The organism is Polymorphobacter multimanifer, from assembly GCF_014205635.1.
GTDB lineage: Bacteria > Pseudomonadota > Alphaproteobacteria > Sphingomonadales > Sphingomonadaceae > Sandarakinorhabdus > Sandarakinorhabdus multimanifer.
The window spans coordinates 130,622-141,349 of sequence record NZ_JACIIV010000003.1 but is presented as its reverse complement, the minus strand read 5'-3'; the positions used below and the strand labels follow the sequence as shown (position 1 = coordinate 141,349).

The window sequence follows — 10,728 nt, the reverse complement described above, 5'->3', positions numbered from 1 at the left end:
TGGCTGATATCACCCGCCATCACTAGCGTGCATTTGCCCTTCGCGCCTAGTGCTGGCGGCCGGGGCAAGCGTCCTTAACGGCAGAACCCCCCGAAGCCGCGCTTCGCGTGATCGAAATGCAGATGGTCCGCGTGCGAGGCATTATAGTCCGGTGACAGCACGGTCGTGAACAGCCGGCAGCCGCCGTCGCGCACGTCGCGCAGGAAGGCCGCGCGTGCAGGCTCGCCGTTCCAGTCCCGCCGCACCGTCACGCTGCCGCCACCGGCAAGCCGAAAGCCGGCGATGTCGATGGCGCGGGCGGAAGCGTGCTCGCTGAAATCGCCGGTGCTGCGCGCGTTGATGCGCCGGCAGGAAAAGCTGCCATAATGATCGATGCCGGTCACGGCCCTGCCGAAATGGCGTTGTGCCGCCGGCTGCACGATTTCGCGCTGCCAGATGGTCAGCGCTGCCGCGACCGGGCAGGCAACCGCCAGCCCGCCGGGATTGAACGCCACCGGCAACGCGCCGCCGCGCTCAAGCCGCACGCCATCCTCATAGCCGCACTGGTCCTGCCGCACCGGCGGAAGCACCTTGTGGCGCACGCCGCCGGCATCGAGCAGGGCAAGGCAGCGCGGTGTGTCGCCGCCGAGCGCCACGAGCTTGCTCCTCGTTGCCAAGCCGATCGGCGCATCGAGCGCCAGGGGTGTCGGTGGAAATTCGCGGACCAGCCGCGAGCCCTGGCAGCCGGTAAGCAGCAATGCGGCTCCTAGGACCATCCAGAGCGTGCGGGCACCCGAACGGGCGGCGGGAAGATTATGGTCAGGAAACATCTCGTCCCAACGACGTAGAGTGTTGATGCGTTACCACCGCGCTGTTGTGCCACACTCTTGCCAAGCACGAGTATTCCGAAACTCAGGTTCAGAAGTGCAAGGCATCAGGAGGCGCACGGCAGTTTCGTTGGCGACTATTCTTCGTGCAACCGTGTTGCATACAACCCCATCCGGTTCCGCACCGGTGCTTCATCCCCCACATTGGCCGGCAACCCCAATAGCGGCAGGGTTTCACGAGCAGCGACGCTGCCGCCCGTGGGGTCTGCGGCAATGGCAGCGAGGATCGCGGCGCGCCTGTCGGCGGGCAGCCGCGCGGTCAATTCGGCCGCCACCAGCAGTGGCAGGTGGGATTGCAGCGGTTCGGTGTCGTAGAGATCGGGCACGGCGGCGATCAGCAGCAGGTTGCGCGCGCGCTGGGTCAAGTCCGGTTCCGCTGCGGCAGGCCATTTTTCGAGCTGGCGCCGAACGCGGGCGAGCGCGCTGGCGGTTGCGGCATCGGGGGGTGCAAGCGCGATGGGAGCGATCGGCCCGGCCGATGCCGCGGCCATGGCGAGATCGGCGCGCGGCATCGGCGGGCCGGGACGGTGCCAGACGAGTGCGGACAGGCCGAGCCACGCCGTGAACATCAGCGCATAAGGCCAGCGGCGTGGCCATAACCGGGCCACCAACAGCGTCACCACCGCGGTGCCGGCGAGGGCGAGCAACGCCGAACTTGCCGCGCGCGTGCCGGTCCCGGTGAGCGCCGTCTGGATCGCAACGCTGGCCCATTGCGCCGGCAGCAGGACCAGAAGCCAGTCCGGCAAGGCGCCCGGCAGTACCGAGGCCGTCAACAGCATCGCCGCCTCGCCGGCAACCACGAACACGGCGATCCACCAGCCCCGATTGCAAGCGGCGGCGGATGCCGTGCGGGCAAACAGGGTGCCTCGCGCGGCAAAGCTGAAGCTGGCGATGATGAAGGCAAGCCCGGTCGAGAAGGGGTGTGGCAGTGCCGGCATGCCCAGCGCACGTGCCAACAGCAAGAGGCCGGCCCCGGTCATCAGGGCAAGAAGGATGCCGATCCACAGGCGCCCTGCAATGGCCGCGGCGATCATGCCGACGCCCATCAGGCCCACGGCCAATATGGGGCCGCCAACCAGGGCCAAAGGTGCCGGCGCCGGCGCATCCACAAGCATCAGCATCGCCAGGCTCGGTGCTGCAACCCCGGCCAGCACCACGGCCGGCCAGGCCAGAAACGGCCAGGCCAGAGGCTGAGCGTGCGACAAGGATTTCATGGGCCAGACATTGAGGGAAGTGCCTGGCATTGTCGAGCAGGCGGCCGGCCCCGTCGCGTCACCGCGGCACGGGCGCTCCGACTGGTAGCGCAGGCGAGCACATTGTATCGAGTGAACGGCGCATGCCCTTCACCTGGCGGCGGCCCTGCGGAACCCGATCGAGCCGCTTGCGTTTCCTTCCGCGAGGCTTGCATGAAAACCCCACGAGAAATTGAACTCAAACTCGAATTTCGCAGTCGCGATGCCGAGCGGCTCCGCGCGGCCGTTGCTGCAGCGAGCAAGGTCTCCCAGACCAGATCGCTGCGATCCGTGTATTTCGACACTGCGGACAATGACTTGCGCGCAGCGGGGTTTTCGTTGCGCATACGCCATGATGGCGAGCGCCGACTGCAGACACTGAAGTCTGATGCCAACGGCGCCGGGCTGTTCAACCGAGCCGAAAGCGAGTGTGAAATTGCTGGCGACATTCCGGTGATCGCACCGGACGACCCGGTGGCAGGCTTCGGCAAGATCGAGGAGAAGTTTCGCACCGAGGTGGATCGAACCACGGCAATCCTGGCGGACGAAGCCACCGAGGTCGAATGTGCCATCGACGTTGGAAATGTCTGCCGGGGCGGGCTCACGAAGCCGCTCAATGAAATCGAATTCGAGTTGCGTCGTGGCTCGATAGCACGCTTGTTCGCACTGGCGCGCGAACTCGATGTCGTGGTGCCTTTGCGCCTGGGCATATTGACCAAATCCGAACGCGGTTACCGTCTGTGCGACGCCGACACCGATGCCGCTGCTTCAAAGGCAGAACCAATCGTCCTTGACCGAGCGATGACGGTAGAAGCGGCCTTCGAGGTGATCATGGCGTCGTGCATGCGGCACTACCGGATGAACGAGGCCGTTCTGCTCGAAACCTCGGACCCCGGAGCGCTCCACCAGACGCGGGTAGCACTGCGCCGGCTGCGCTCGGCACTGACGCTTTTCAAGGACGTTGCCACCGACGATCGTTTTGCCGCCTTGCGTGACGACGTGCGAGCGCTTGCGGCAGTGCTGGGCAAGGCACGCGATCTGGATGTTCTCCTCGAAACCTCGTTGACCGCCGAGCAGCGATGTCGCGTGGTGGAGGCGCGCGATGGTGCCTATGCCGCGGTGCTTGCCAGGCTCGAAGATGTCGAAGGCCGCCGGATCATTCTCGACATTTGCGAGTGGCTGACCGTCGGCGCGTGGCGCACGGCCGCAAGCACTTCGGCAGCGCGAGAGCAAGCCATCGAGGCTTTTGCTTCGGAAAAGCTGCGCAAGCTGCGCCGGTCGCTCAAGCGCAAAGGTGCCGACCTTGCCGAGATCAGCGATGAAGACCGGCACGAAACGCGGATTGCCGCCAAAAAATTGCGCTATGCAACCGAGTTCCTGGGCAGCCTGTTCACCGCCAAAAAGTCGACGCGGCTGTACAAGCGCTTCCGTGACGCCCTGGAGGATGTGCAAAGCCACCTCGGCACCTTGAACGATATGGCGACTGCGCCTCTCGTGCTGGCCGGCCTGGGGATTGCGGTTTCTGCCGACCCCCCTCCAGGGCCCCGCCGCAAAACGATCCGCAAGGCCGCGCGGGCCTTCGAGAGCCTGATCGATGCCAAACGTTTCTGGTAGCGCGCAATCCTGGTCACCGCCGTTTTCGTGGCGTCAACGCGCCATGTCGGCGCGCGCGACCGCATCGATGAAAGCCTGCAGCTTGCCGGCATCGAGCGCCCCGTTCGTGCGCAGCGCTGAACACAGGTCGAGGCCATAGGGTCGCACCTTGGCAATCGCATCGCCGACGTTGCCGGCGTTGAGGCCGCCGGCAAGGAACACGGGCCGTTTGCTCCTGACGACAAAGCTGGCGCTGACGTCCCAATCGTGCACCCGCCCGGTGCCGCCCAGCTCCGGCACCGCAAGGCCTGGGCGGCCGGAGTCGAGCAGGAAGGCATGGACGTGCGGAGCATATGCGTCGATCAGATCGAGCGCGCCGGCATCCTCCACATGGATGACCTGAACCCGCCGTGTGGCGGGAACCAGCTTCGCCAGGCGGGCGGCTTCCAGGGGTGCGATATGGTTCACCACCTGAACGGCGGTGGGACCGGTGCGGCGCACATGATCGGCAATGGCCTCGGCGCTGGTCTCGTTGGTCAGGAGGAATGTCGCCACGGGTGGCGGGACTTGCGCTGCGACGCGCGCGATCATGTCGTCAGAAATTGGGCCGGGGCCGGAGGGCATCGCCGCAACCAGACCGAGTGCATCGGCACCCGCGGCAATGGCGAGTTCGGCTTCCTCGGGCGATGCTATGCAGCAGATCTTGATGCGCGTCCTCATGCCGCTGCGTTAGACGCGGCAAAAACCCCGAGCAAGTCTTCCACGGAGGGACGTCCCGGCGCAATTCCATTGCCTGCTGAAGGCCAGATTGACACGCAAGCCGCACGCGATACCAATATGTGGGGAACACGGGAGCATTGATGTCGCGCTATCTGCTTTTGGGGGCTTCTGTCCTGCCACTCATGCTCGCGGCGTGTGGGGGCGGCGGCACGGGCGGAACAGGCGGCGGCGGCATCGGCATGCTGCCGGCCCCGCCGCCAAGCCCCGCGCCGACGCCTGCGCCTGCACCCACTCCGACGCCCGCACCAACTCCAACCCCAACGCCGGCACCCACTCCGACGCCGCCGCCTGCACCAACCCCAACCCCAACCCCAACCCCAACGCCCGCTCCGACGCCAACGCCAACACCCACCCCCACACCAGCACCGCGCAACACCACCTTCGACCAGCTGGTCCCCCTCGCCGAGACCTTCCAGACGAAAAGCGCACGGCTTACCTACACGCGCGGCGCCGTCACGGCGGCGCCCACGATCGTCCGGCCGGCGCTGACATTCGCACTGGATCCCGATCGCAACGCCTATGTGGTGTCGACCGGCACCGACACCGCGGTCTTCACCTCCTCACAGACCGACAATGCGACCTCGACTTTTCAATCGATCGGCTACCGCACGACCGATGGCACCACGACCGACCGGATGGTCATCACCCGCGTCGGCGCCGGCTTCAGCCTGCGAACCCGCTCGGTGATCGGCGGCCTGTGGGAACGCAGCGAAACCATGGGCACGAGCGCAACCGTCGAATTGAACGCCTTTGTGCTTGGCATCGCGCCGGAAAACCGGCTGCTGTCGGGCACGGTCAACTTCGGGGTCGGTCTCGAAGGGCAGCTGGTGGCGATCGGCAGCACGGCGCGAACGGTCGGCAGCGGCCTGCTGTCGATCGACTTCACCACGAACCGATGGACCGCCCAGTTGGCTACCAACAGCCGGCTCGCGCTGTCGGCGAACGAGATCCCCTTGCAGCGGCCCGGTCGGTTGACAGCGAGCGGCACGCTGGCATCGACCGGAAATGCACTGGCGGGCAGCTTCGACTTCCGCGGCGAGAGCATCGTGCAAGGCCTCGCCGGCACCGCGGAGGGCGGCATGTTTGGGGTCAACGGAACGGAAGTCGGCCTCGCCCTGGGTGGCAGCAACAGCAGCGCCGGCACGAGCTTCCTGGGCGTGATCGTCGGCTCGCCGCGCGAAACAGCACCGCCGCCCGAAAGCCTTGCAACGCTCGTCTCCGGGTTGAACGACGGCGCCATCAAGCTTGTCGGCAACCAGGCGGGCATCACCTATTTCGGCGCAGCCCAGCCCGGCTTCACCGATCGCTTCACGATGCCGACATTCGAGCCGACCGGCATCGTGTTCGAAGCCGGGATCGATCCAGCGGCCGGCACCATCGCGCTCGGCGACGGCCGCACGCTTTCGGCCAGCAACCGCGTGGCGGCCGAATCGAATGCCCGCTTCACCACCTACAGGATCTCCGACGGCAGCTCCGATCGGCTCTACCGCGTCTACAACGCCGCGCAGACGAACGATGAGCTGTTCCTCAGCTACACCAGCTTCGCCCTGATCGAGACCCGCGTGCCCACGACAGGCCGGGTCGACCGCTCCGGCTATTGGGGCCTGCGCACCTTCGCCGACAATTTGCCCCGCCAGGGCACCGGCACCTACACCGGCGTGTCCTATGGCAGTGCAGTGGGCACCGGCGAAGCCGCCGACCGCTTTACACTGCAGGGCACCGCCAACCTGGCCTTCGACTGGGCCGCGCAACGCTTCACGGGCGGCATGACGCACGACATCACCAACGCCCGGACCGGCGAAACCGCGCGCCTCGATGGACTTTCTTTCACCGACGGGCGCATCGGCGCTGCCATCGCGTTCCTCGATCATTTCACCGCGGGCATCGGCGGCCGCGCAGACACCAGTGGCGCCTTGCGGGGGACGTTCTTCGGCCCGACCGGCGAGGAGATCGGCGCGTCCTTCACCGTGACGACGCCCGCCTTTGCCACCACCGTCGTCGGACAGGGCGTCATCGTCGGCCGGCTTCGGTAGGCGCGCGGCATGTTGGCAGCCGCGCTGGCGGCAGCTCTGGTCCAGCCTGCGGAGGCCGCCGCGCCGGGCTCCACCGTCGCCACGCTCAATCCGGCCCAGATGTTCAAGCTGGCACAACAGCTCGAAGCCGAGGGGAGCATCGCCGACGCCGAAGCCGCACTGCGGGCGCTCGCCGGCGATCCCGACCTGGCAATTCGCAACGAAGCGCGGTTCCGGCTCGCGCAGCTGCTCGAGCGGCAGGGCAAGCCCCGCGATGCCGCAGCCTGGCTGCGCCGCCTTCTGGACGAGCAGCCCGACGCCGCCCGCCCCCGGCTCGAGCTGGCGCGCATCCTCGCAGCGCTCGGCGATGATCGCGGCGCGTCGCGCGAGCTTCGCCAGGCGCAAGCAGCCGGCCTGCCGCCCGATGTGGCGCGGGTGGTGGACCGCTTCCAGACCGCGCTGCGCTCGCAGGCCCGGCTCGGCGGCACCTTCGAGCTGGCGCTGGCGCCGGACACCAACATCAACCGCGCCACCGCTTTGAGCATCATCAACGACAGCATCGAGCTCAGCCCCGATGCCGTGGCCACCTCGGGCGTCGGGCTCGCCGCCACCGGCCAGGCCTTTGCGCGGCTGCCGATCGGCACGCGGCTCAACCTGCTGCCGCGCGTGTCGGGGGCTGCCCGGCTCTATGGCCAGAACCAGTTCAACGACATCAGCATCGATTCCCGCATCGGCCTCGAGCGGGTGGCGGTCAGCGGCGGCCGGCTCACCGGATCATTGGGCGGCGAGCGGCGCTGGTTCGGCGGCCGGGTGTTCACCGATGCCCTGTCCGTCAGCCTCGATTGGTTGCGCCCGGTCAGCCGCACCGCGCAAGTGACGCTCAATGCCGGCGTGAGCCAGCTCCGCTTTCCGCGCAACGGCCTGCAGGACGGCACGCTCTACCAGCTTGCGTCATCCTATGAGTTTGCGCTTGCTCCCCGCTCGGGTGCCGCCATCTCCGCCAGTGCCGCGCGGCAGACCGCACTCGATCCGGCCTTCGCCTCGACATCGGCGGGGCTGTCCGGGTTGGTGTTCCGCGATGTCGGCCGCACCACCGTCTTCGGCTCGCTGGCCGCGAGGCGCTTCGTTTCGGACGCGCCGCTGTTCCTGTTCCCCGAGCCGCGCCGCGAATGGCTGGTCCGCGCCGCGGTCGGTGGAACCTTCCGCCAGGCAGCGGTTCGCGGGCTGGCGCCGGTGGTGCGCCTGTCGGTCGAACACAATGCCTCCAACACCGAGCTCTTCCAATACACCCGCGTAGCAGTGGAGATCGGGCTCGGACGCGCGTTCTAGGCGCCGTGAAAGACGTTATCAGCTGAAGGCCACAGTTCACTGCGATGCCTGTACTTCGTGACAACGAGCGACACGCGCGGCAAATCCATGGGCCCCCACGGCCTCATCGCCCTGGCTGCATGCATGTGTTTCCCTCAGGCGCGCACAAAGGGCTGCGAGGCGAACTCCGCCCCGAGCACGCCAGCCTGAAATGCTGAATTCTGGAAAATGGTGCACCCGGAACGATTCGAACGTCCGACCCTCAGATTCGTAGTCTGATGCTCTATCCAGCTGAGCTACGGGTGCGTGGGGAGCGCCTATAGGCGAGCCGCGCGGGCTTGGCAACCGCTGCCATGCAGGATAGCAGCGATGGCAATGTCGATGCGTTTCCTGTCCCTTTCCGCCCTGCTGCTCGCTGCCTGCGCCAGCGACGATGCGGCGGAACCGCGCGACAGGCGGCCGGGGTGGCCCTCGCTTGCACCCCGCGCCGACGAAGTGTCGCCACTGGTGCCGCGGGTGCCGCTCGGCCGTTGTGTCGGATGCAGCCCCGATGCGCCGGCAGCGCCGCCACAACTGCCCGCACTTGCCGGGCTGCCGGCGATTGTCGAGCAGCCGCTTCCGGCCGACGCCGCTGCGCGCCTCACCGAAATCGAAAGCGAGATCGCCAGGGTGGAGGCCGAATGGCCGGTTCTCCAGCGCGACGCCCGCCGCGCCATCGCCGCGGCTGGCGCCGAAGCGAAGGCGATCGAAAGCGAGGCGCAGGCAAGCCGCTTCGAAGTCCTTTTTCAGCCGCTCGGGGTGCAGGATTCAGCGCTTGCCTCGCTGGAGCCGGTGTTTGCCCAGGCGCAGGGTGGCGAAGCCCTGGCGGCACGCGCATCGGCCTTGCGCGCCCGGCTCGAGGCACTGGACGCGATCCGCCGCCGCGGACTTTAGCCGCCGGTCCGGTCGGTCGACACGCAGCGCCGGTCAGGACCGCCGAACGCAGGCACTGTGTGGGCGGTTCCCTTGGTCAGGCAAAGCCTCTAGGCAGGCGCCGATGTCCGCCTCCAACATTCTCAAGCGCCTCGCTTCGCCGGCGGTGCCGGCCTATGCCTTCAAGGGCATCAACGCAGTTGCGGCCTTTGTGGCCACGGCCCTTCTGGCGCGGCACGCCGGCCCCGCGGTGGTGGGCGACTATGGCTTCGCGGTGGTCACCGCAACGCTCATCGGCCTTGTCGCGATGCGCGGGCTCGATTTTGTCGCCCTGCGCGAAATCGCCGGTGCTCTCCGCCAGAAGGACAGCGTATCGGCCGCCGGCATTCTCTCCTATGTGCAACGCCGGATGCTTGTGGCGGGCCTCGGCCTTTCGGTGGGCTGGACCGTGCTTGCCGCGACAACACCCATCGCCATGCGACTGGCGGTCGATTCGAATGCGCTGATCGCGGCCGGGCTCGGCATCGGTTCGGCGGCCCTCCACAAGCTCGGCCTTGGCGTGCTGCGCGGCATCGGCAAGCCCGTCGCCGGCCAGTTTTTCGAAGGCTTCAACAGCCTGTTGTTCGCAGGGCTGGTGGCCGCACTGGCGTGGCGCGGCGTCGAGATCGATGCGCGCGCCGCCGTGCTGTTCTTCTTCGGCTGCCAGCTGGTCGCGGTGGCCTTGATCTGGCTGATGATCCGCAGCGTCGCCCGGAAATGGGAATCCGCGTCGCCCGCCGATGGCAAGGCACTGACCGCGGCCGGGCTGCCGATGATGGCCACCCAGGGGATGCAGATGTTCTCGGACTGGTTGTTGCTGGCGCTCATCGCCGGTGCTGCGAGCGCTGCCGACATGGGCGCCATGCGCGTGGCCATGCAGATCGTGCTGGCGCTCACGCTGGTGCTGACGACCGGCGAGACCTATCTGGCCGCCAAGGTGGCCGGAGACATTCGCGCCGGCCGGCCCGATCTGGTCTGGTCGCGCCACCGCCGCGCCTCGCTCGCCATGGCGCTCGCCTTCGGTCCGTTGATGCTGATCTGCGTCATATTCCCCGAGCAGCTGCTGTCGGTCGCCTTCGGCCCGGCCTTTGTCGTTGCCGCCCCGGCGCTCGCCATCCTTTCGCTCGGCCAGGCGAGCAAGGCGATCACCGGCCCGGTCGGCGGGCTGCTCAGCATGGCCGGGCATGAGCGCGTGCTGTTCCTTACCACCGTTTTCGGCGTGGTCCTGCTGGTTGCGCTGGCGCTGATCCTCGTGCCGATCCTCGGGCTCACCGGCGCGGCGATTGCCCATGCCACCACCGCCACTGTGCGCAACATCGCGAATTATATCGGCGCGCGGCGCTACATTCCCCGCAGCCCGCCGCCGGCCGGCTGAAACTCAGCCCACCTCGGCCCGGATCGCGGCACTCGCCCAATCGGGCGTGCCGGCCACCCGCCAGATCTCCTTGCCATCGGCGCCGTAGAGCACGCTCATCGGCAGCCCCTTCACCTTGAGCGCCTCGCCGAGTGACCCCGGCTGGTCGAGCACCGGCGTCAGCACCTTGAACTTTCCGGGAGCAAAGAAGCCGTTCACCGCCTGCCAGCCTTCCATGTCCTGGCTTACCGGCACCACCAGCAGCGTGTCTGCCTTGTCCCCGGCCAGCGCGTCGAGCTCGGGCATTTCCGCAAGGCAGGGCGGGCACCAGGTGGCCCAGAGGTTCACCAGCACCCGCTTGCCGCCGGCGCCGGCGATCACCTTGGCGAGGCTCGTCTCGCCCTCGCCCGGCAGCTCGAGCCGCACATCGGGTGCGGCGGTGCCGGCGGCGCGCCGGTCGATCGCGTTGAGCATGAGGTCGCCTGCGGCCTTTGGCGCCGCAGCCGTTTCCGGGTTCGCTTGCGGTGCCCCGGTCTTTCCCTTATCGCCGCCATCACCACAGGCGCTTGTCGAAAGCACGAGTGCCGCCACCATCAGGAGCCTTTTCGCCGTCATGTCGGAACCCTCTTCCA

The 10,728-nt window shown here is 67.7% G+C and carries 9 protein-coding genes and 1 tRNA gene; 5 read left to right on the top strand and 5 right to left on the bottom strand.

Annotation, left to right across the window (positions count from 1 at the left end; translation table 11 throughout):
- Window positions 1-74: 74 nt before the first annotated feature.
- Together FHS79_RS02830 and FHS79_RS02825 are read right to left on the bottom strand one after the other, a co-directional pair.
- On the bottom strand, window positions 75-809 hold the full coding sequence (locus FHS79_RS02830) for an extensin-like domain-containing protein (RefSeq protein ID WP_184195043.1): 735 nt from the start codon (window positions 807-809) through the stop codon (window positions 75-77).
- Window positions 810-943: 134 nt separating this feature from the next.
- Window positions 944-2,080 (bottom strand): hypothetical protein, encoded by a 1,137-nt coding sequence (locus tag FHS79_RS02825; RefSeq protein WP_243452599.1) that lies wholly within the window; start codon window positions 2,078-2,080, stop codon window positions 944-946.
- Between the two features lie 192 nt (window positions 2,081-2,272).
- Between FHS79_RS02825 and FHS79_RS02820 the strand changes: the two genes are divergently transcribed.
- Window positions 2,273-3,712 (top strand): CYTH and CHAD domain-containing protein, encoded by a 1,440-nt coding sequence (locus FHS79_RS02820; protein WP_184195040.1) that lies wholly within the window; start codon window positions 2,273-2,275, stop codon window positions 3,710-3,712.
- A gap of 33 nt (window positions 3,713-3,745) precedes the next feature.
- Here the strand turns inward: FHS79_RS02820 and FHS79_RS02815 are convergent, their stop codons facing one another.
- Complete coding sequence (locus FHS79_RS02815; RefSeq protein WP_184195037.1) at window positions 3,746-4,411, bottom strand: phosphoribosylanthranilate isomerase; 666 nt, start codon at window positions 4,409-4,411, stop codon at window positions 3,746-3,748.
- A gap of 140 nt (window positions 4,412-4,551) precedes the next feature.
- On the opposite strand from FHS79_RS02815, the gene FHS79_RS02810 reads away from it, so the two are divergent.
- Entirely contained in the window at window positions 4,552-6,504 is a 1,953-nt protein-coding gene (locus tag FHS79_RS02810) for a HupA family protein (RefSeq protein ID WP_184195034.1), read from the top strand.
- Window positions 6,505-6,513: 9 nt separating this feature from the next.
- On the top strand, window positions 6,514-7,812 hold the full coding sequence (locus FHS79_RS02805) for a tetratricopeptide repeat protein (RefSeq protein ID WP_184195031.1): 1,299 nt from the start codon (window positions 6,514-6,516) through the stop codon (window positions 7,810-7,812).
- 208 nt (window positions 7,813-8,020) lie between these two features.
- Here FHS79_RS02805 and FHS79_RS02800 read toward each other — a convergent pair.
- Window positions 8,021-8,097, bottom strand: a tRNA-Arg gene (locus tag FHS79_RS02800).
- Between the two features lie 63 nt (window positions 8,098-8,160).
- Between FHS79_RS02800 and FHS79_RS02795 the strand changes: the two genes are divergently transcribed.
- Window positions 8,161-8,724 (top strand): hypothetical protein, encoded by a 564-nt coding sequence (locus tag FHS79_RS02795; RefSeq protein WP_184195029.1) that lies wholly within the window; start codon window positions 8,161-8,163, stop codon window positions 8,722-8,724.
- Between the two features lie 103 nt (window positions 8,725-8,827).
- The gene (locus FHS79_RS02790; RefSeq protein WP_184195026.1) at window positions 8,828-10,117 is read left to right on the top strand and encodes a lipopolysaccharide biosynthesis protein; all 1,290 of its coding nucleotides are present in this window, start codon (window positions 8,828-8,830) and stop codon (window positions 10,115-10,117) included.
- A 3-nt stretch (window positions 10,118-10,120) separates the two neighbouring features.
- Here the strand turns inward: FHS79_RS02790 and FHS79_RS02785 are convergent, their stop codons facing one another.
- Window positions 10,121-10,711, bottom strand: coding sequence for a TlpA family protein disulfide reductase (locus FHS79_RS02785; RefSeq protein ID WP_184195024.1), 591 nt, complete (start codon window positions 10,709-10,711; stop codon window positions 10,121-10,123).
- Between the last annotated feature and the right edge of the window lie 17 nt (window positions 10,712-10,728).